This is a genomic window from Vibrio sp. 1401 (assembly GCF_033340295.1).
The window spans coordinates 66,618-87,471 of the sequence record NZ_JAWOWF010000005.1 but is presented as its reverse complement, the minus strand read 5'-3'; the positions used below and the strand labels follow the sequence as shown (position 1 = coordinate 87,471).

Sequence of the window (20,854 nt, the reverse complement as noted above, 5' to 3'; positions counted from 1 at the left end):
AATCATGAGCCAGAACGTTTATCAATTTATCGATGTGCAGCGTGTAGATCCTGCGAAAAAGCCTATCAAAGTTCGTAAGATCGAGTTCGTTGAAATCTATGAACCGTTCACTAAACAACAGGCGACTGCACAAGCGGATCGCTGCTTAGATTGTGGCAACCCATATTGTGAATGGAAATGCCCAGTCCACAACTACATCCCTCAATGGTTAAAACTTGCCAATGAAGGTCGTATTCTTGAAGCGGTTGAACTATCGCATCAAACCAACAGCCTACCGGAAGTATGTGGGCGCGTTTGTCCTCAAGACCGCCTATGTGAAGGTTCATGCACGCTTAATGATGACTTTGGTGCCGTCACCATCGGTAACATAGAAAAGTACATTACCGACAAAGCGTTTGAAATGGGCTGGAAGCCAGATATGTCCAAGGTGGAGTGGACCGATAAAAAGGTCGCAATCATTGGAGCAGGCCCAGCTGGCTTGGCTGCCGCAGATATCCTAGTGCGCAATGGCGTTAAGCCCGTCGTGTTTGACCGCTACCCTGAAATTGGAGGCCTTCTGACCTTCGGCATTCCTTCATTCAAGCTTGAAAAAGGCGTGATGGAAAACCGCCGCCGTGTGTTCACTGAAATGGGCGTCGAGTTCTGCATGAACATGGAAGTAGGCAAAGATGTCCAAATGCAAGAGCTACTTGATGAATACGATGCTGTTTTCTTGGGCGTTGGCACCTATAAATACATGCGTGCAGGTCTAGATAATGAAGATGCGCCGGGTGTGTATGACGCGCTGCCATTTTTAGTTTCGAACACCTACAAAGTCATGGGTCTTGAGAGTAACCAACCCTTTATCGATATGGCAGGAAAGAAAGTCGTCGTACTGGGTGGTGGTGATACCGCAATGGACTGCGTTCGTACCTCAATTCGCCAAGGAGCCTCCAACGTAGTTTGTGCTTATCGTCGTGATGAGGCCAACATGCCAGGCTCTCGTCGCGAGGTAAAAAACGCAAAGGAAGAAGGCGTGAAGTTCATGTTCAACCTTCAGCCTTTGGGAGTTGAAGTGGATGCGTCAGGCAAAGTCTCGGGGGTCAAAGTGGTGAAAACCGCACTTGGTGAACCTGATGAAGCGGGTCGCCGACGTCCAGAGCCCGTTGAAGGCAGCGAGCACGTTCTACCAGCAGACGTTGTTATCATGGCGTTTGGTTTCCAGCCGCACAAAATGGACTGGTTAGCACCGTTTGATGTCGATTTGGATCAATGGGGTCGTATCAAAGCCCCAGCGAAGCAAGAGTTCCAGTTCCAGACCAGCAACGAAAAGATCTTCGCGGGTGGCGATGCGGTACGAGGTTCTGATCTTGTCGTAACCGCAATTGATGAAGGACGAAAAGCGGCAGAAGGCATTCTCGATTACCTCGAAGTTTAATCACTGTTAACGTCTCAAAAAGGATCCTACTATTGGATCCTTTTTTCTTTTATTACATATAATTAAATTCCTATGATAAGGGATAAAACCAATGAAAAAAGCCGCTCTCCTTTCCATTACTTTGCTCGGCTTAACCGCTTGTAGCCAAGGAGTCAAAACCATGACGGATCGTTCTCAATCACCTTGTGGTGACAAACCAAACTGCGTCTCCACCCAAGACACGCGAGAAAAATACAACCTAACGCCATTCATCTTAGTGGATTCAGCGAACATCGACGCTATTGAGCAAGTTGCGCTTGAACTGCCAGGCGCGAAAACCGCGGTGAAAGAAAGCAACTACCTTCGTATCGAGTGCACATCTAAAATCATGCGCTTCGTGGATGACCTCGAACTAAAAATAGCAGGAGACCAACTGATTGTGCGCTCGGAGTCTCGTGTGGGCTACTCTGACTTTGGCGTAAACAGAAAGCGCGCCGATCAATTACGAGAAAAGCTCACTCAAGCTAAGCTCATCAAATAGAAAACTGCCAACGGGGAGTGCTATACTCTCGGCCAACTAAAATATTTACCCAAAGAGAGTGTTATGAAAGTTGGTATCATCGGTGCGATGGAACAAGAAGTGACCATCCTGAAGCAAGCAATTACAAACTGCAAAACTGTAAATAAAGCAGGTTGTACGTTTTTCTCTGGTCAAATTAACGATGTTGAAGTCGTCGTACTACAATCGGGCATCGGTAAAGTTGCAGCGGCAGTGGGCACGACAATCCTTCTTGATGAATACCAACCAGACGTTGTGATTAACACAGGCTCTGCTGGCGGTTTCGATTCAAGCTTAAACCTTGGCGATGTAGTTATCTCTACAGAAGTTCGTCATCACGATGCAGACGTAACCGCTTTTGGTTATGAAATTGGCCAAATGGCCGGTCAACCAGCTGCATTCAAAGCGGATGACAAGCTAATGGACTTAGCAGAAAAAGCCCTAGCACAAATGGAAAACACTCATGCGGTTCGCGGCCTAATTTGTACTGGCGATGCGTTTGTTTGTACTGCTGAGCGTCAAGAGTTTATTCGTAAACACTTTCCGTCTGTTATCGCTGTAGAAATGGAAGCATCTGCTATCGCTCAAACTTGTCACCAATTCAACACACCGTTTGTTGTTGTGCGTGCAATCTCTGATGTCGCTGATAAAGAATCACCAATGAGCTTTGATGAGTTTCTACCTCTAGCAGCAAAAAGCTCTTCCGAAATGGTATTCAAAATGCTGGAACTCATTAAGTAAACGACTCATTCATGGAAGAAGTTTTTCAGTCATTTTATGCCAACGGTGCGCTCCTTATAATGTGGGGCGCACTGCCCTTGCACCTTCTAGTGCCAATCCCCCATTCAGCGCACCCCATCACTTTATGGCGAAAGCTAGCAGAACAGCTAGCCAACAAAGTGAACAATAATCACAATTACTCACAGAGTGTAATCTCAGGCAGTCTTGCACTAGGCTTGATGCTGTTTCCTTGTTTGATATTACTGATTGCAGTAAAGCCATTTGTTTGGCAAATCCCTTTATATGAACTGGTTCTATTGATCCTTGCGCTAGACTGGCGCAACAGCGAAACGTTAACGAAACAGCTCGTAACTAGTATGTCTTCGGAAGACAAAGCTCAGTGTCGAGCATTACTGAGACCATACCTTAATCGCGATACTGGTAGCCTCTCGATCGTTGGCATAGGTAAAGCTGGCTCAGAAACCCTGATTATGGGATACAGCCGCAACGTGATCGGTGTGCTATTTTGGTACGCACTAACAGGTGGCATTGGTGCGTTAATGTATCGACTCACAACAGAATTAGCGCGAGTGTGGTCCCCTAGCCGACGCCAATATTTGCCGTTTGGTAAACCTGTGATTCAACTGGTTGCTACTCTGGATATTATTCCACTTCGTCTCTTTGCCATACTTTTAGCTGCCGGAAAGAATACAAGTAATGTGCTCTCTGGAATACAACAGCAAGCGAAGTCTTGGCCCTTACCAGGACCTAGCTGGGTGTTATGTACTATCGGACACAAACTACAACTGTCTTTATGCGGCCCTGCTATCTATCAAGGTGTGCGTGCAGAGCGCGCAAAAATCGGTGGGCGCATTGCGCCATCGGCTATTCACCTTTCACAAATACATACGCTGCTCGTTTGGCGCGTCCTGGCTTGGATCGCAATCCAAAGTTTGCTTTTAGGAATAATTTATCAAGGATTATGATGAATAAATTATGCTTCGCATTAACGCTGTTTGTTTCGACAGCGACCTTCGCTCAACCCGCTCAACGCATTATAAGTTTAGCTCCACATGCCACCGAAATTGCCTTTGCAGCAGGGCTAGGAGACCAGCTTGTTGCTGTCAGCGAAATGAGCGATTATCCAGAACAGGCAAAGCAGCTAGAAAGAGTCTCAAATTATCAAGGAATTAAATTAGAGCGCATTATTGCTCTTCAGCCGGACTTAGTGATTGCTTGGCCAGCCGGAAACCCCGCTAAAGAGTTGGAGAAAATTAAACAGTTCGGTATTCCTATCTATTACTCCACTACAGGTTCATTAGAAGATATCGCCAACAATATTGAGCAACTCAGCCAATACAGCGAAACTCCACAAGTAGGAAAAAAGGCCGCTGAAGATTTTAGAACGCAACTGAGTACACTAAAAGAACAGTACAACACGAACGAGAAAGTTCGTTACTTTTATCAGTTGAGTGAAAAGCCTATCATCACTGTCGCCGGAAAGAACTGGCCAAGTGAAGTCTTTACTTTTTGCGGTGGTGAGAACATTTTCGCCACATCTAGCGCGCCTTATCCTCAAGTTAGCATCGAGCAAGTCATTACTCGCCAGCCAGAGGTTATTTTTACTTCTCGTCACGCAATGAGTAACGATGGTATGTGGGCTGAGTGGAGTAATGAGCTTCTTGCTCTTAAAAACAAACACATCTGGTCCCTAAACTCTGATTGGATTAACCGTCCGACACCACGCACATTGAACGCGATCAAGGAAGTGTGTGAGCACTTTAAAAGCGTTCGTCAAAAACGCTAACGATTTCGTGGCAAATACCGTACAATTTCCGCCCATTTTTTCTCACACTATTTAAAGGTACTAAGTAACATGGACTCCATGCTGCTTTATATGATCGATTTGTTCGGTACCGCTGTTTTCGCTATCTCTGGCGTATTACTGGCTGGCCGTTTAAAAATGGATCCATTCGGCGTTATCGTACTCGGCAGTGTGACTGCTATAGGTGGCGGAACAATCCGAGACATGGCGCTTGGTGCCACTCCCGTATTTTGGATAACAGATACGACTTACTTATGGGTGATATTTGTTACGTGTCTACTAACCATGCTTGTTATTCGAAGACCCAAGCGACTCTCATGGTGGGTATTACCCGTTTGTGATGCCATCGGTCTCGCTGTATTTGTGGGAATAGGAGTAGAAAAGGCACTCGCCTACAATGCTTCTGGGATGGTCGCGGTGATAATGGGGGTTATTACTGGCTGTGGCGGTGGCATTATACGAGACGTGCTGGCTCGCGAAGTTCCTATGGTATTAAGAAGCGAAGTCTATGCTACGGCATGTATTATTGGCGGCATCTTCCATACGATGGCGGTAAACATGGGTTATGACCACTCAACGGCTTTACTCGCTGGTGTAATCTCAACGCTCATTATACGTCTCGGTGCGATTCGTTGGCATCTATCCCTGCCAACTTTCGCCATTAACCGTTAAACACAAACAACATCACTCACCATGGAGTCGACCAAGTGTCGGCTCCTCTCATTTATGCTCATTTGATTCGCCAATTCTTGGGCAATTCGCTAAATTATCTCAACCATTCCTAACTTTCATTAATCATTATGTTGCTTGAAGGTATTGAAACGTTACTTGTCCTCAGTAAAGAAAAAACCATGAGCCGCACGGGCAGTCAACTCTATATTAGTCAATCTGCCGTGAGTAAACGTATTTCAAATCTAGAGAAGAAGTTAGGAAAAAAATTAATAGAGCCAAATGGTCGGCACATAAAGCTGACCTCCGATGGCCTTGCCCTCATCAACACGATCGAGCCAACGTTCAATGAGTTAAGAGGTCAGATCTATGATCAACAACAAATAGAAGATACTTCTTTGATCAAGATAGACTGCTCTGAAACCTTAGTCGCTGGATACCTCAGCATGATCATGGCAGAACACTTTGCCCATGATCAGTACATACGAATATCGACCAATCATACGCCACGCATTATTGAGAATGTGAAATCAGGCAAAGCAACATTGGGATTTTGCGCTGGCTATCTACCACCTCATCATGGATTAATGAGCCTTCACCTCGCCGATGAACCTTTCTCAATTGTCAGTCGACATTCACTTTCACAACTACCTAAAGCTATTTTGACCAATGACCTAACTAACCCTGCCAACACATATCAACAAGCTATTTTATCCAAACACGGAATCGAACCTTTGATGGAAATGGATTCGTATACTGCGGCAGCACAACTGGCTTTGGGAGGTATGGCTCCCGCTTTAATCCCTAAATCTATCCTAACGACACTTAATATCACATCTAAGTTCTGCTATGACTTTGAAGAGCTAGATCAGTTAGTTCGACCAATACATATCTGCTTACGTCACAGCACATATCGTAGCGAACGAGTTAAAGCACTGACAGAATCCATTGCTGATGTTGTTGCCAAAGAAGTTTCGTTGCCATAAGCATCGACATCACTATAACTAGAGGACGAATCCATTTTTGTCCTTTACTTACCACGACCTTCGCTCCTAACTGAGCACCAAGAAAACCGCCAACAGCCATGGTTAAGCCAAGCTTCCACACGGGCAACCCAGCGAAGATAAAAAAGAGTAGTGCCGCAATGTTTGACGTGAAATTGAGAATTTTGGTTCTAGCAGTGGCTTCGACCAAAGAAAAGTGACCTAGTGCAACAAAACAAACAGTAAAAATAGATCCAGTCCCAGGGCCAAAAAAGCCATCATAGAAACCGATTCCGCCACCAATGCATAGCGCAAACATCGCTTCAGATAACTTTGGTTCTCCATCGATTTTTCGCGTACTTGGCGCGAGTAAAAAATAGAGGGAAATGGCTATCAAAAGAACAGGGATCAAACTGGTGAGTACGCTAGCATCAATAAACTGCACAGCCTCGGCACCGATTGCAGCGCCTATAAAAGTGCAGAGTATCGCAAAACGCATTTCCTTTAAGCTGACAATACCGTTACGCACGAAATACCAGCTAGCAGAGAAACTGCCAAACGAACTTTGTAACTTATTGGTTGCTAGAGCTTGAGTCGGACTCAACCCCGCAGCCAAAAGCGCAGGGAGCGTAATGAGCCCCCCCCCACCAGCCATCGCATCAATAAAGCCTGCGGCAGTCGCAACCAAAAATAAGGCCAACAAAATCTCAACCGTGATTTCCACTACACTTCCTTTTTGAAGAGGTATCAAAGAGGAAGAAACGGTAGCACTTATTCACAAAACTACCAATGGAAAGTCAAGACACCAATCTATTCCTAATTTTCATCAGTCAATAAATCTAGAGAATGATACATTAAAAATATCAATTACATCCAAATATAGAGCCTCACCTCAAGAGCCTCTTAATATTTTGATAGAAAAAGAAAATGCTGTCTTAATAGGAAATATTTAATCTGATAAAAAACGAAAATAATGGAAGCCTTACTAACTCGACCATCAATAAAAGAGCAGCAATTACGCTTAAAAATCGAACAGATAGTGAATGTTAATCAGCTATTCAGCGTTATTGACTCTAAACCAGAGACTAGCGGTGCGGGTGTAATTTATATTGATAACAAATTCACCGTTGTACGCTTAAGAGACTTTAAATCCACATGCCATATCAATCCTACCTTTATCATTCTACGAGAACCGATAAAATTACAATCATCTCAAGAATTTGCAAAAAAAATAAAACAGGAAGAGTCAAAATCAAGATTCAATCAAGAGCTTCTATCAGCGAGCATTAGCTGTATTGGTGCAGCGATTGGCTGGATTGGGGTAGTTGGTTCGGGGCTAACAATACCAGTAAGTGGTCCTGTGGGCGTAACTATGTCCTATATCTCACACGCCGCTACTGTTGCTGCCACAGCTCAATGTGCTATTGGAGTAGCAAGAACCCGTATAGTATCTAAATCACCAGACAAATTATCGGATATAGACAGTAATAAGTGGTATCAAAATACAACTAAAGCTTTAGATTACATCTCCTTAGCTGGAGCGGGCGCTAGTGGATATCAAACGATAAAAATGGTTCAATCTCTTAAGCAAACCACTAAGAAAGGCGTTCCCGAGATTCTAAAAGGCTTAAACAGACAAGAAAGAACAAGATTAACTAAAGAAATCATCCGTAAAAACCTTCCGAGCATTTCGAATAAAGCTCGTAAACAGCTAATGTTGTCAGGAGAAATTCCTAAGAGGTATTCACAAGCAACAATATCCGCATCCATTTCTCATCAGCTTCTAGATGCAATTGGAGGCTCAATTAGCATAGTAGGAAGCGGTTATTCGGGAGAGTTAAGAAATCTTGCAATTGGAATCTATGAGGAATTGAAAGTTGAATACTAAATCAATTAGCATAGCAAACATCTCACTAAGTATATGTTTATACTTGGCATTGACTATTGGTCTGGCTATTAGCTTGAGCATTTGGAATGACTGGTTTTCTTTCACTCAACACATTGCTCTAGATACTTACCTTCTTACATTGGGAGCTATTACGGTTGTTGTTGTATGCATTCCAAACATTCTGACAATAAGCAAAGGATTAAGTATTGCTGCAAAAATAAACTTACTTACTATCTCTTTTATCATTCTCACTTGCAGCATTAATTTTGTTGCAGCAAGTGGTAGTACTATTTCTTCCTCTTTGGGTACATTGCTTGCCATCATTAGCTTAATGATCTTCAAAAGCGAAGCATACCAATCGTTCCTAGCACACTTTAATGCTCTTCATTTTAGAAAAACCTCGATATAAAAAAGCCCGCTCAAATGAGCGGGCAATGAGGTTGTCATGTAAGCCCTGATTAATGAGCTTACTGATTTTTATCTGTTACGCGTCTAGACTCGCTTTCACTTTAGCGTGCAACTCTTGAACCGAAGTTACTGACGCTTTTGCGTCTGCAGTATGAGACATACATGTAGCGAACGCTGCATTCAGTGTCGTTGTGTAGTTCACTTTTTCTGCCAGTGCACCACGGCGTAGAACTTTCGAATCTTCAATCGCTTGACGACCAGCAGCCGTGTTTACGATGTAGGTGTATTCGTTGTTCTTGATGCGGTCAAGAATGTGTGGACGACCTTCGTGTACTTTGTTTACCAAACGTGGGTTAATACCCGCTTCGCCCAGAATTACAGCAGTACCGTGTGTCGCATCCAACTGGTAACCCAGTTTCACTAACTTAGAAGCTAGGTCAACAACACGCTCTTTATCACCTTCACGTACAGACAGTAGCGCACGACCACCTTCAGGATAAACCGCACCACAACCTAGCTCTGCTTTCGCGTAAGCTTCTGCGAACGTTGCACCCACACCCATTACTTCACCTGTTGAGCGCATTTCAGGGCCCAATAGAGGGTCAACACCAGGGAATTTGTTGAACGGCAGAACCACTTCTTTCACTGAGTAGTAAGGAGGGATAATCTCTTTAGTAAAGCCTTGTGACTCTAGAGATTGACCCGCCATTACACGTGCAGCGATTTTCGCTAGAGGAGCGCCTGTCGCTTTCGATACGAATGGTACCGTACGAGCAGCACGAGGGTTCACTTCAATTAGATAAACGTCGTTATCTTTCACAGCAAACTGCGTGTTCATCAAACCGCGTACACCGAGTTCGAATGCTAACTTCTCAACTTGCTCACGCATCTTGTCTTGAATTTCCTGACTTAGCGTGTATGCAGGCAGTGAACATGCAGAGTCACCAGAGTGAACACCCGCTTGTTCGATGTGCTCCATGATACCGCCGATAACGACGCGTTCACCGTCACAGATAGCATCAATATCAACTTCGGTTGCATCATCCAAGAAACGGTCTAGCAGAACTGGAGACTCGTTCGATACGCTTACTGCTTCGTTGAAGTAGCGACGCAGGTCTTGCTCGTCGTACACGATTTCCATCGCACGACCACCGAGTACATAAGATGGACGAACAACTAATGGGAAGCCAATTTCTTTCGATTTCTCAACCGCTTGCTCCATCGTTGTTACTGTCGCGTTTTCTGGCTGAAGTAGACCTAAACGGTCAACAGCGGCTTGGAAGCGTTCACGGTCTTCCGCACGGTCGATAGCATCTGGGCTAGTACCAATGATTGGCACACCAGCCGCTTCTAGAGCACGAGCCAGTTTAAGTGGCGTTTGACCACCGTACTGAACAATCACACCTTTTGGTTTTTCAACGCGAGCGATAGACAGTACATCTTCCAGAGTTACTGGCTCGAAGTACAGACGATCAGACGTATCGTAGTCAGTAGATACCGTTTCTGGGTTACAGTTAACCATAATGGTTTCGTAACCGTCTTCACGCAGCGCAAGTGATGCATGAACACAACAGTAATCGAATTCGATACCTTGGCCGATACGGTTTGGACCGCCACCAAGAACCATGATCTTATCTTTGTCTGTTGGGTTTGCTTCACATTCTTCATCGTAAGATGAGTACATGTAAGCCGTGTCAGAAGAAAACTCTGCTGCACATGTATCCACACGTTTGTAAACCGGATGAATATCAAACTGCTCACGAGCACGGCGAATTTCACTTTCAGCGACACCAAGCAATTTAGACAAGCGAGCATCAGAGAAGCCTTTGCGTTTCATCTGACGAAGCACTTCTTTGGTCAAACCTGCGTAGCCGCCCGCCTTGACTTGTTCTTCGAGTTTTACAATTTCTTCGATTTGAACCAGGAACCAGCGGTCGATTTGAGTCAAGTTGAACACACCGTCGACTGACATACCCGCTCGGAATGCATCGGCGATGTACCAGATACGCTCTGCACCTGCTTCTTTAAGTTCGTGACGAATCTTAGTCAGTGCATCTGGCGCTTCCAGATCGACCATCTCATCAAAACCAGTTGCGCCAACTTCTAGGCCACGCAGTGCTTTGTGAAGAGATTCTTGTTGGTTACGACCAATCGCCATTACCTCACCAACCGATTTCATCTGAGTTGTCAGACGATCGTTTGCACCAGCAAATTTCTCGAAGTTAAAGCGAGGGATCTTAGTTACGACGTAGTCGATAGTTGGTTCAAATGACGCAGGTGTTGCACCACCTGTGATGTCGTTTTGTAGTTCGTCTAGCGTAAAGCCAACAGCCAGTTTCGCGGCAATTTTCGCGATTGGGAAGCCTGTTGCTTTTGATGCTAGCGCAGAAGAGCGAGATACACGTGGGTTCATCTCGATGATGACCATACGACCATCTTTCGGGTTGATACCAAACTGTACGTTTGAACCACCTGTTTCAACACCAATCTCACGTAGAACGGCTAGCGATGCATTACGCATAAGCTGGTATTCTTTGTCAGTCAGTGTTTGTGCTGGAGCAACCGTGATTGAGTCGCCCGTATGGATACCCATTGGGTCAAAGTTCTCGATTGAACATACGATGATACAGTTGTCCGCTTTGTCACGAACGACTTCCATTTCGTACTCTTTCCAACCGATTAGTGACTCATCGATAAGAAGTTCGTTGGTCGGAGATAAGTCCAGACCGCGACGACAGATTTCTTCGAACTCTTCTTTGTTGTACGCGATACCACCACCAGTGCCACCCATGGTGAACGATGGACGAATGATACAAGGGAAGCCAACCATATCTAAAACTTTGTAAGCTTCTTCCATGCTCTTCGCTGTATCTGCGCGAGGACACTCAAGGCCGATAGACTTCATCGCTTTATCAAAACGAGAACGGTCTTCCGCTTTGTCGATTGCATCAGCCGTTGCACCAATCATCTCTACGCCAAACTCTGCGAGAACGCCGTGCTTCTCTAAATCTAATGCACAGTTAAGTGCTGTCTGACCACCCATAGTTGGCAGAACTGCATCAGGACGTTCTTTCTCGATGATCTTGCGTACCACTTCCCACTGAATCGGCTCGATGTAAGTCGCATCTGCCATCTCTGGGTCAGTCATAATCGTTGCTGGGTTAGAGTTAACCAGGATAACTCGGTAGCCTTCTTCGCGAAGAGCTTTACACGCTTGTGCGCCAGAGTAGTCAAACTCACATGCCTGACCGATAACAATCGGACCAGCACCAAGAATTAGAATACTTTGAATGTCAGTACGTTTTGGCATTATCTACTACTCCGAATTAAGCGCTGTGTTTTTTGATTAGTTCGATAAAGTGGTCAAATAGCGGTGCCGCGTCATGTGGACCAGGGCTCGCTTCTGGGTGACCTTGGAAGCTAAATGCTGGCTTGTCTGTGCGGTGGATACCTTGCAAAGAGCCATCAAATAGCGATACGTGAGTAGCACGTAAGTTTTCCGGTAATGTTGCTTCATCGGCCGCAAAGCCGTGGTTTTGCGAAGTGATCATCACAACGTTACGCTCTAAATCTTTTACTGGGTGGTTTGCACCGTGGTGACCAAACTTCATTTTCACCGTTTGCGCACCTGATGCTAGCGCCAGAATTTGGTGACCTAGACAAATACCAAAAATTGGTAGGCCTTTTTCTAGGAACACTTTGGTTGCTTCAATCGCGTAAGTACATGGTTCTGGGTCACCAGGGCCGTTCGATAAGAATACGCCATCTGGATTTAGTGCCAGAACTTCTTCCGCTGACGTTTCTGCAGGTACAACCGTTAAGCGGCAGCCGCGGTCAACCAACATTCGTAAGATGTTGCGTTTTGCGCCGAAGTCGTAAGCGACAACGTGGTATGGCAGCTCGCTGTCATCTTTCGCCTCTGGAAGTCCACCTTCAAGCGTCCACGAACCTTGCTTCCATTGATACGCTTCTTTTGTTGTAACTTCTTTCGCAAGGTCCATTCCTTTTAAGCCTGGGAATTCTTTTGCTTTCGCTAGTGCCAAAGCTTCGTCTAGGTTGTTGCCCGCAACAATACAGCCGTTTTGAGCACCTTTTTCACGCAGGATACGAGTGAGCTTACGAGTATCGATATCAGCGATGCCAACGATATTTTGAGACTTAAGATAATCAGAGAGGGATTGTTCGTTACGGAAGTTAGAAGCGATTAGAGGAAGATCGCGAATCACAAGGCCTTGTGCATGAATGGAAGAGGATTCTTCATCTTCGGAAGTGGTTCCGGTATTGCCAATGTGAGGATAAGTGAGAGTGACGATTTGCTGAGAATAGGAAGGATCAGTGAGGATTTCTTGATACCCCGTCATCGAGGTATTAAAAACGACTTCACCAACGGAAAGACCATCTGCCCCTATGGACACTCCGCGGAACACTGTCCCATCTTCTAGGACCAACAGTGCTAATTTACCCAAGACAACCTCCAGAATAAAAATGCAAAAAAAATAAATCAAACTGCAAACATGCCTTCCTTTACCTATAAAATCTACATAAATAGGTATTTCAGACAAATTGGCGGTATTCTAAAGTTGGACTCGAAACCTGTCAACCTACAATCAAAAATAAATGATTAATTTCTAGCGAGTAAGGTCATTTTGAATCAGTAAGGCCCAAAAAGATAACTTTTACATGCTATTACATAGAGGGGCATAGAGGTTTAATGAATTTTACAAATTTGAACTTTTTAGAGATCACAAAAAAGTATGAGTTTTTCACGCAAACGTTCAGCCGGCAAAAAAGACATTAGTTTTTAGGCATCAAAACCCAAAACACCCACAAAGCAACCAAAACAACAACAAAAGTAAGCACCAAAATACTTTCTGTTAGAATCATTTCATTTACAACTAATTCTATAGATATAAAAAAGCCGGCTACCGCCGGCGAATAATTATGTATTTAGAGTTCATTCAATCCCAAAACATCTGTCATGGTATAAAAGCCCGCTGGTTTGGCACTCAACCAAACAGCGGCCTTGACGGCGCCATTAGCAAACGTCATACGATCGGTCGCTTTGTGCGTTATCTCCACTCGTTCCCCGATATCAGCAAACATGGCTGTGTGCTCACCAACAATATCGCCAGCGCGAATTGTAGCAAAGCCGATCTCATCTTTAGTACGTTCACCTGTGATACCTTCTCGCGCATAGACAGCTACATCATTCAGCTTGTTGCCCATCGCACCAGCAATGGCTTCGCCCATCCCGATAGCGGTACCAGAAGGAGCATCAACTTTATGACGATGATGTGCTTCGACAATCTCAACATCACAGTAGCCGCCCATCACTTTGGCTGCTTTCTCAAGAAGCTTAAATACTAGGTTCACACCAACAGAGTAGTTAGGTGCCATGACAACAGGCACTTGCTTAGCGGCTTCGTCAATCAGTTCACGCTCTGCATCACTGAAACCAGTCGTCCCAATCACAATACTCTTTCCATGCTTCTTACACAGTTCAAGATTCGCCAACGTACTTACTGGGGCAGTAAAATCGATGATTACATCAAAATTATCGACGTCTTTAGCAAGATCATCCGTTAAGAACACATCGAATTTACCTTCACCACAAAGTTCACCGATATCGACACCGACAAGTGAGGACTCAGGTCGTTCTGATCCCGCGCTCACTGTCGCCTCTGGATTAAGGTGTGAAGCTTTAACCAAATTACGGCCCATTCGGCCTGCTGCTCCTGCGATTGCAATACGAACCATTGCGCTTTCTCTCCTTCTCTGGATAACGAGGTTTGCTCTCGTTCTCTCGTTTCGCTTAATCTATTTAAACTAACAACATACCGTGGTTACCACAAGCAAGTTCATCAGGCTTAAGCGAACTCTTTTACGACACGCTCCAAGATAGGCACGTTCGCTTCAGGAAAGGCATAGTTACCCAATTCTCTTATCTCAACCCAGCGACCTTCTTGACCTTCTCGGCCATAAGGCTCATTACTGAACTTAGATACCGTAATAAAATCAAACTTAAGTGATTTGTCTGGATAGTCATATTCCAAATGCTCGAAAAGGGCTTGCTCAGTAACTTCAATTCCTACTTCTTCTTCAAGTTCTCTTGCTAGAGCATGTTCAATACTTTCTCCTGACTCGACTTTCCCGCCGGGAAACTCCCAAAACCCGCCTTTATGCTTGTCGTCTGGACGCTTTGTAATAAAAATTTTTGATTTGTCTTGGTTAAAAATAATAGCCGCGACTATGTGAATTCTTTTCATAGGGTTTCCTAACTCTCAAGCCGTTACACTTCAACGGTCTTTGCATCTCTAAAACTATCCGATGCTATCAAAACTTATGAAATTCGACAGCCACAGAATTTGCTTAAAAAAAGAGCCGCCTAGGCGACTCTTTAAAACATTATCTGACTAATACGTTAGTCGATTTTGCCGTGGCACTGTTTATACTTCTTACCACTACCACAAGGGCAAGGCTCATTGCGACCTACTTTACGTTCATCACGTACCATTGGCTGACTTGAACCTTCTTCAGATTCTTCACCTTCAGAAAGAGGGTTTTGTGCTGCTGCGTGTTGCGCTTGAGCACGACGAGCGGCCTCTTCAGCTTGCGCACGACGTTGCTCTTCCATACGTTCAACTTCTTCTTGTTGCTGAACTCGAACGCGAGATAGAACAGTAATCACATCAGTTTTCAGCGCTTCTAGTAGACCTTCAAACAGTTCAAACGATTCACGCTTGTATTCCTGTTTCGGGTTCTTCTGCGCATAGCCGCGTAAGTGAATCCCCTGACGCAAGTGATCCATTGCTGCCAAGTGCTCTTTCCAAAGCGTATCCAACGTTTGAAGCATAACCGATTTCTCGAAGTTACGAAGTACTTGCGCACCCACCACTTCCTCTTTCTCTTTGTACACTTCAACGGCTAGATTGATGATCTTCTCGCGTAGCGCCTCTTCGTAAAGCTTATCGTCTTCTTCAAGCCATTGCTTCACTGGCGCATCAAGATCGAAGTCTGCTTTCAAGCGCTCTTGTAGACCTTCAACGTCCCACATATCTTCTAGTGATTGTGGCGGGATGTACTCATCAATAACCGCTGTTAGCACATCTTCACGGTTTTGCTCGATCATACCGCTGATGTCTTCAACGTTCATCAATTCGTCGCGCAGCTCGTAGACAACCTTACGCTGATCGTTTGCCACATCATCGTATTCTAGTAGCTGCTTACGGATATCAAAGTTACGACCTTCCACTTTACGCTGTGCTTTTTCAATTGAGCGAGAAAGCATTTTCGATTCAATTGCTTCGCCTTCTTCCATACCACTTTGGATAAGGCTCGCCATACGATCAGAAGTGAAAATACGTAACAAAGAGTCTTCCATAGATAGGTAGAAGCGAGATGAACCCGCATCTCCTTGACGACCAGAACGACCACGTAGCTGGTTATCAATACGGCGAGATTCGTGGCGCTCAGTACCAATGATGTGTAGACCACCAGCATCTAGTACTTGATCATGTACCACTTTCCACTCTGCTTTAATCGCATCGATTTGTTCTTGAGTTGGGTTCTCCAAAGCTTCCACTTTTGATTGCCAACTACCGCCAAGCACAATATCCGTACCACGACCGGCCATGTTGGTCGCGATAGTTACCGCACCCGGCATACCCGCTTCAGCAACAATTTCCGCTTCCTTCTCATGGAATTTCGCATTCAATACGTTGTGTTTGATCTTCGCTTTCTTCAAGGCGTTGGAGAGTAGTTCTGATTTTTCAATCGATACGGTACCAACCAATGTTGGCTGACCTTTCGCAACGCGCTCTTTGATATCTTCAATGATTGCCGCAAACTTCTCAGCTTCGGTACGGTACACCACATCCGGCATATCGTTACGAATCATAGGTTTGTTGGTTGGGATAACCACCGTTTCCAAGCCATAAATAGATTGGAACTCAAACGCTTCAGTATCCGCAGTACCTGTCATACCAGACAGTTTTTCGTATAAGCGGAAGTAGTTCTGGAAGGTAATCGAAGCCAAAGTTTGGTTTTCGTTTTGAATCTTAACGCCTTCTTTCGCTTCTACTGCTTGGTGAAGACCTTCAGACCAACGACGACCTGGCATTGTACGACCAGTATGTTCATCAACAATTACTACTTCACCTTCGTCAGTAACGATGTAATCAACGTTGCGCTCAAACAACACATGAGCACGCAAAGCGGCATTCACGTGATGTAACATGCTGATGTTAGTCGGAGAGTAAAGTGTGTCACCCTCTTCCATAAGACCATTTTTCACCAACAGTTCTTCAACGTACTCTTGGCCCGTTTCTGTGAGGTATACTTGCTTTGATTTCTCATCAACAGTGTAGTGACCATCACCACGATATTCTTCAGAGTCTTCTTTGTCTTGCTTTTTAAGATGCGGGATCAAAAGGTTGATTCGGGTGTATAGCTCAGAGCTATCTTCAGCAGGACCAGAAATGATTAAAGGGGTACGAGCTTCATCAATTAGGATTGAGTCCACCTCATCGACAACTGCAAAGAAGCGTTCACGTTGTACGCGATCTTCGCTACGGAAAGCCATATTGTCACGAAGGTAGTCAAAACCAAATTCATTGTTCGTTCCGTACAAGATGTCAGCTTGGTACGCTTCTTTTTTCTCTTGAGGAGGCATGTTTGGCACGTTTACGCCAACAGTCATACCTAAAAATTCAAATAGAGGGCGGTTTGTCTCTGCATCACGTTTAGCTAGATAATCGTTCACTGTTACAATGTGAACGCCTTTACCAGCCAGGGCATTTAGGTAAGCAGGAAGCGTTGCCGTCAGCGTTTTACCTTCACCCGTACGCATTTCAGCGATTTGACCCGCATTTAGAACCATACCACCGATAAGCTGGACGTCGAAGTGGCGCATACCGTAGACACGCTTAGATGCTTCACGAACCGTAGCAAAAGCTTCTGGAAGTAGTTTATCAAGAGTTTCACCCTTCTCTAGGCGCTCACGGAATTCAACCGTCTTTGCTTTTAACTCTTCGTCACTTAGAGCTTCGAATGTTGGCTCAAAGTTATTAATTTCTTTTACAATTTTTCTAAGGCGGCGCAGTGTTCGGTCGTTGCGACTGCCAATCACTTTTGTCAGTAGCTTAGTTATCATTTTTCGTGAATCTCTCTTTATTCAGACCGTTCCCGATCTACTCATAATGCCTTCAGTCTCTGCCAGTTTGGAACTAAGAATACTGAGATAAATCATTTATCAAAGATATTGAGTTCAAACATCCATATTTCAAGGCTAAGTTTTGAAACAATGTGGCTTAGTGTAAGGATTTTTAATCGATACAACCATAAATAGACGTATTTGTTTGAAGCACTCTGAAGTTTTTACTTAAAGTGGTGACTGATTAGCCGATATTGCATACCGCAATATGTGTAATCCATCCAGAGCAAACTTTGCTTTTTACCTTGCTACATTGTAAAACTGAAGCTAAAGACGTTAATGTAAACTATACCTTGATAGAAAGCTGCTCTAGAATAGCTATATCTCAACAAAATTAGATTTTACCTATGCGTGATCACCGTCCAACCTCGACTGAAGATGTTATTGCTGAGTCACAGTTCAAGCAGATTCAAGAACATGCTGGAGAAATCTTACAGCTTAACCAAGCTTTGCAAGAGATCTTACCCATGGGGACGGCCGATCATTGCCGAGTAGCGAATGTTCGTAACGGCCATCTATTGATCGATGTCTCTAGTGCCGCAATCAAAATGAAGATCGATTACGATCGCCTCATGATCCTAAATAAACTTCGTACTCAAGGCTTTGCCAAGCTGATGAGCGTTGAAGTGAGGATCAATCCTTCACTATATAGAAACCGCTTTCAACAAGACGACAGACCTAAGCGTCCACCACTAACAGAATCTGCAGCAAAGTCATTAATGACGATTGCCGACATGGCGCCACCTAAAATTCAAGAGCGTTTAAAACGATTAGCCGATATGGCAGAAAAGGAAGATCGTAAGTGAACGTTATTTCAATATGCTGAAAGCTTGAATGTTATTGATAAGTAGAAGATTAAAGCCAAATAGCAAAAAACCAGGCATAAGCCTGGTTTTTTATTAATTCTAATGCCAAGTATTTACGCAAGCACCATATTTGGTTCTGCGAATGCTACTGGTGAGCCGACTTCTTCTTCGAATGTAGTCCACTCCCACGCTTCCTGATCTGCAAGAACAGCACGTAACAGTTGGTTATTTAAACCGTGGCCAGATTTAAAGGCACGGAATTCACCAATGATTGGGTGGCCACACATGTAAAGGTCACCAATCGCATCCAACACTTTGTGAGTCACAAACTCATTTTCAAAGCGTAGACCTTCTTCATTAAGAATACGGTAATCATCCAAAACGATAGCATTGTCAAAACTACCACCCAAAACTAGGTTTTGAGATTGTAGATATTCGATATCACGCATAAAGCCAAACGTACGTGCTCGAGAAATCTCACGAACAAAGCCTTTTGACGAGAAATCAAACAGCAAACGTTGCTCGTCTGATTCAATCGCTGGGTGATTAAACTCAATTTCGAAGTCCATACGGAAGCCGTTAAATGGTACAAATTCTGCCCATTTATCACCATCTTCAAAACGAACTGGCTTTTTGATACGGATGAAGCGTTTTGGCGCATTTTGCGTTTCGATACCTGCTTGTTGTAGCAAGTATACAAATGGGCTTGCACTACCATCCATGATCGGAATTTCAGGTGCGTCTACTTCGACAACAATGTTATCGATGCCCATACCAGCAAGTGCCGCATTCAAGTGCTCAACAGTTGAAATACGCACACCTTCATCGTTTACCAATGCAGTACAAAGCATGGTGTCACGAACTGAAGCTGGATCAGCTGGAAAATCTACAGGTGGATTTACATCTGTACGACGGTAAATGATACCTGTATTTGCAGCAGCCGGGCGCAGAGTAAGTGTGACTTTACGACCAGAGTGGAGACCCACACCAGTTGTTTTCACTATTTCTTTCAGAGTACGTTGTCTGATCATCTGCTTGCCTCTCAAAAATTTGCTACAAAACACGGCCGTCTGTAACGTCGACCGTGAATGCTACCATAATTTTGAGCCATGTCAAATTTATGGGTTAAAGATTAATCAGCCTGACGACGCAAAAATGCCGGTATATCTAAATAACCACTTTCCTTTTCTTGCTTTGGAGCCGCAGAACTTTGGCTCGACGAAGCTGGAGAAGAAGGAGCAGTGTTTGTCGGCTGAGGAGTTACCTGTGGCTTCTCTTGCACTTGATTATTTTGCAAGGTCTGTGCCGGTTTTTCTTCAGCTTGCGTTGCCGCTGCTTGTTGCTGTGGTTGAGCTTGCGGCGTCGGTGCCACTTTCGCTTTACCACCCGCAACTAGCGTGATATCTGGCTTTTTCTCATTACCAATACCTGTCGCTACAACTGTTACGCGGATTTCGTCAGTCATATCAGGATCTAGAGAAGTACCGATAACAACAGTCGCATTGTCAGAAGCGAATGCCTTCACTGTATTACCAACCGTCTCAAACTCGTCAAGACGCATATCCAGACCAGCAGTAATATTGACAAGAACACCACGAGCGCCCGCTAGATCGATGTCTTCCAGAAGTGGGCTAGAAATTGCCATTTCAGCCGCTTCTTCAGCACGGTCTTCACCTTTGGCGATGCCGCTACCCATCATTGCGTGACCCATTTCAGACATTACAGTTCTTACGTCCGCAAAGTCGACATTGATCATGCCAGGGCGAGTAATTAGCTCAGCAATACCTTGAACGGCATTCTTAAGAACATCGTTAGCGCTTGCAAAAGCTTCTAGTAGTGTTACACCACGACCAAGTACTTTAAGTAGCTTTTCGTTTGGAATCGTGATCAAAGAGTCAACATGCTTAGAGAGCTCATCGATACCTTGCTCAGCAAATGCCAAACGCTTTTTACCTTCAAAACTAAACGGTTTAGTTACTACCGCTACTGTTAGAATGCCAAGCTCTTTAGCCACTTCAGCAATAACAGGCGCTGCACCAGTACCGGTACCGCCACCCATACCAGCTGCGATAAACACCATATCGGCGCCAGTCAGGGAATCTTTAATTCGATCTCTGTCTTCGAGAGCTGCGTCACGGCCAACCTGTGGATTAGCACCTGCACCCAGACCTTTAGTAATATCACCACCGATCTGAATAACATTGCCAACGCTTGTCTTACGAAGTGCTTGCGCATCAGTGTTGACGCTGATGAATTCCACACCTTCGATGGATTCACGCACCATGTGTTCAACGGCGTTACCACCGCCGCCACCAACCCCAACGACCTTGATTACTGCATCGTCAGACATTTCCATCATCGGTTCAAACATGTGTTGTCTCCGTTTATC

18 protein-coding genes are annotated in these 20,854 nt (G+C 44.6%); 10 read left to right on the top strand and 8 right to left on the bottom strand.

The window, feature by feature from the left end; genetic code table 11:
* Nucleotides 1-4: 4 nt before the first annotated feature.
* The 7 genes from R7Z77_RS04495 (at nt 5) to R7Z77_RS04465 (ending at nt 6,155) form a co-directional block, all read left to right on the top strand.
* The gene (locus R7Z77_RS04495) at nt 5-1,417 is read left to right on the top strand and encodes an FAD-dependent oxidoreductase (RefSeq protein ID WP_213967412.1); all 1,413 of its coding nucleotides are present in this window, start codon (nt 5-7) and stop codon (nt 1,415-1,417) included.
* A 91-nt stretch (nt 1,418-1,508) separates the two neighbouring features.
* On the top strand, nt 1,509-1,937 hold the full coding sequence (locus R7Z77_RS04490; RefSeq protein ID WP_017633627.1) for a DUF1499 domain-containing protein: 429 nt from the start codon (nt 1,509-1,511) through the stop codon (nt 1,935-1,937).
* A gap of 63 nt (nt 1,938-2,000) precedes the next feature.
* Nucleotides 2,001-2,696 (top strand): 5'-methylthioadenosine/S-adenosylhomocysteine nucleosidase, encoded by a 696-nt coding sequence (gene mtnN / locus R7Z77_RS04485; protein ID WP_005381837.1) that lies wholly within the window; start codon nt 2,001-2,003, stop codon nt 2,694-2,696.
* Between the two features lie 11 nt (nt 2,697-2,707).
* Complete coding sequence (locus R7Z77_RS04480) at nt 2,708-3,661, top strand: cobalamin biosynthesis family protein (protein ID WP_158159558.1); 954 nt, start codon at nt 2,708-2,710, stop codon at nt 3,659-3,661.
* On the top strand, nt 3,661-4,482 hold the full coding sequence (btuF, locus tag R7Z77_RS04475; RefSeq protein WP_181881276.1) for a vitamin B12 ABC transporter substrate-binding protein BtuF: 822 nt from the start codon (nt 3,661-3,663) through the stop codon (nt 4,480-4,482). Before R7Z77_RS04480 ends, btuF begins: the two co-directional genes overlap by 1 nt.
* A gap of 69 nt (nt 4,483-4,551) precedes the next feature.
* A complete protein-coding gene (locus R7Z77_RS04470) occupies nt 4,552-5,172 on the top strand; it encodes a TRIC cation channel family protein (RefSeq protein WP_005387377.1) in 621 nt (206 codons plus the stop codon).
* Nucleotides 5,173-5,300: 128 nt separating this feature from the next.
* Complete coding sequence (locus R7Z77_RS04465) at nt 5,301-6,155, top strand: LysR family transcriptional regulator (protein WP_017821479.1); 855 nt, start codon at nt 5,301-5,303, stop codon at nt 6,153-6,155.
* On the opposite strand, the gene R7Z77_RS04460 is transcribed toward R7Z77_RS04465, so the two are convergent.
* Entirely contained in the window at nt 6,097-6,876 is a 780-nt protein-coding gene (locus R7Z77_RS04460; protein WP_005381847.1) for a TSUP family transporter, read from the bottom strand. The genes R7Z77_RS04465 and R7Z77_RS04460 overlap by 59 nt on opposite strands.
* 249 nt (nt 6,877-7,125) lie before the next feature.
* Between R7Z77_RS04460 and R7Z77_RS04455 the strand changes: the two genes are divergently transcribed.
* Together R7Z77_RS04455 and R7Z77_RS04450 are read left to right on the top strand one after the other, a co-directional pair.
* Entirely contained in the window at nt 7,126-8,040 is a 915-nt protein-coding gene (locus R7Z77_RS04455) for a hypothetical protein (RefSeq protein ID WP_318136610.1), read from the top strand.
* Complete coding sequence (locus R7Z77_RS04450) at nt 8,030-8,449, top strand: hypothetical protein (protein WP_169644219.1); 420 nt, start codon at nt 8,030-8,032, stop codon at nt 8,447-8,449. Before R7Z77_RS04455 ends, R7Z77_RS04450 begins: the two co-directional genes overlap by 11 nt.
* Nucleotides 8,450-8,524: 75 nt before the next feature.
* Here the strand turns inward: R7Z77_RS04450 and carB are convergent, their stop codons facing one another.
* The 5 genes from carB to secA all read right to left on the bottom strand — a co-directional run bounded on the left by carB (nt 8,525) and on the right by secA (nt 17,599).
* On the bottom strand, nt 8,525-11,758 hold the full coding sequence (gene carB, locus R7Z77_RS04445; protein ID WP_005381854.1) for a carbamoyl-phosphate synthase large subunit: 3,234 nt from the start codon (nt 11,756-11,758) through the stop codon (nt 8,525-8,527).
* 16 nt (nt 11,759-11,774) lie between these two features.
* Complete coding sequence (gene carA / locus R7Z77_RS04440) at nt 11,775-12,914, bottom strand: glutamine-hydrolyzing carbamoyl-phosphate synthase small subunit (protein WP_017821483.1); 1,140 nt, start codon at nt 12,912-12,914, stop codon at nt 11,775-11,777.
* A 481-nt stretch (nt 12,915-13,395) separates the two neighbouring features.
* Nucleotides 13,396-14,205 carry a 4-hydroxy-tetrahydrodipicolinate reductase gene (dapB, locus tag R7Z77_RS04435; RefSeq protein WP_053304339.1) on the bottom strand — a complete coding sequence of 270 codons (810 nt, stop codon included), beginning with the start codon at nt 14,203-14,205 and terminating at the stop codon, nt 13,396-13,398.
* A 110-nt stretch (nt 14,206-14,315) separates the two neighbouring features.
* Nucleotides 14,316-14,714 (bottom strand): 8-oxo-dGTP diphosphatase MutT, encoded by a 399-nt coding sequence (mutT, locus tag R7Z77_RS04430; RefSeq protein ID WP_005387387.1) that lies wholly within the window; start codon nt 14,712-14,714, stop codon nt 14,316-14,318.
* A 155-nt stretch (nt 14,715-14,869) separates the two neighbouring features.
* Nucleotides 14,870-17,599, bottom strand: a complete 2,730-nt coding sequence (gene secA / locus R7Z77_RS04425; RefSeq protein WP_005381868.1) for a preprotein translocase subunit SecA — start codon at nt 17,597-17,599, stop codon at nt 14,870-14,872.
* Nucleotides 17,600-18,006: 407 nt separating this feature from the next.
* On the opposite strand from secA, the gene R7Z77_RS04420 reads away from it, so the two are divergent.
* Nucleotides 18,007-18,465 carry a DUF721 domain-containing protein gene (locus R7Z77_RS04420; protein WP_054578503.1) on the top strand — a complete coding sequence of 153 codons (459 nt, stop codon included), beginning with the start codon at nt 18,007-18,009 and terminating at the stop codon, nt 18,463-18,465.
* A gap of 113 nt (nt 18,466-18,578) precedes the next feature.
* Here R7Z77_RS04420 and lpxC read toward each other — a convergent pair whose 3' ends face one another.
* Both lpxC and ftsZ read right to left on the bottom strand, forming a co-directional pair.
* Nucleotides 18,579-19,496, bottom strand: coding sequence for a UDP-3-O-acyl-N-acetylglucosamine deacetylase (gene lpxC, locus R7Z77_RS04415; protein WP_005381871.1), 918 nt, complete (start codon nt 19,494-19,496; stop codon nt 18,579-18,581).
* A gap of 101 nt (nt 19,497-19,597) precedes the next feature.
* Entirely contained in the window at nt 19,598-20,836 is a 1,239-nt protein-coding gene (ftsZ, locus tag R7Z77_RS04410; protein WP_017633617.1) for a cell division protein FtsZ, read from the bottom strand.
* Nucleotides 20,837-20,854: the final 18 nt, after the last annotated feature.

What these genes read in the sequence shown, in the direction of transcription:
- carB (WP_005381854.1), bottom strand. Translation starts at nt 11,758, where the DNA reads ATGCCAAAACGTACTGACATTCAAAGTATTCTAATTCTTGGTGCTGGT.
- R7Z77_RS04455 (WP_318136610.1), top strand. Translation starts at nt 7,126, where the DNA reads ATGGAAGCCTTACTAACTCGACCATCAATAAAAGAGCAGCAATTACGC.
- mtnN (WP_005381837.1), top strand. Translation starts at nt 2,001, where the DNA reads ATGAAAGTTGGTATCATCGGTGCGATGGAACAAGAAGTGACCATCCTG.
- R7Z77_RS04495 (WP_213967412.1), top strand. Translation starts at nt 5, where the DNA reads ATGAGCCAGAACGTTTATCAATTTATCGATGTGCAGCGTGTAGATCCT.
- lpxC (WP_005381871.1), bottom strand. Translation starts at nt 19,496, where the DNA reads ATGATCAGACAACGTACTCTGAAAGAAATAGTGAAAACAACTGGTGTG.
- btuF (WP_181881276.1), top strand. Translation starts at nt 3,661, where the DNA reads ATGAATAAATTATGCTTCGCATTAACGCTGTTTGTTTCGACAGCGACC.
- R7Z77_RS04420 (WP_054578503.1), top strand. Translation starts at nt 18,007, where the DNA reads ATGCGTGATCACCGTCCAACCTCGACTGAAGATGTTATTGCTGAGTCA.
- R7Z77_RS04470 (WP_005387377.1), top strand. Translation starts at nt 4,552, where the DNA reads ATGGACTCCATGCTGCTTTATATGATCGATTTGTTCGGTACCGCTGTT.
- mutT (WP_005387387.1), bottom strand. Translation starts at nt 14,714, where the DNA reads ATGAAAAGAATTCACATAGTCGCGGCTATTATTTTTAACCAAGACAAA.
- ftsZ (WP_017633617.1), bottom strand. Translation starts at nt 20,836, where the DNA reads ATGTTTGAACCGATGATGGAAATGTCTGACGATGCAGTAATCAAGGTC.
- dapB (WP_053304339.1), bottom strand. Translation starts at nt 14,205, where the DNA reads ATGGTTCGTATTGCAATCGCAGGAGCAGCAGGCCGAATGGGCCGTAAT.
- secA (WP_005381868.1), bottom strand. Translation starts at nt 17,599, where the DNA reads ATGATAACTAAGCTACTGACAAAAGTGATTGGCAGTCGCAACGACCGA.
- R7Z77_RS04490 (WP_017633627.1), top strand. Translation starts at nt 1,509, where the DNA reads ATGAAAAAAGCCGCTCTCCTTTCCATTACTTTGCTCGGCTTAACCGCT.
- R7Z77_RS04465 (WP_017821479.1), top strand. Translation starts at nt 5,301, where the DNA reads ATGTTGCTTGAAGGTATTGAAACGTTACTTGTCCTCAGTAAAGAAAAA.
- R7Z77_RS04480 (WP_158159558.1), top strand. Translation starts at nt 2,708, where the DNA reads ATGGAAGAAGTTTTTCAGTCATTTTATGCCAACGGTGCGCTCCTTATA.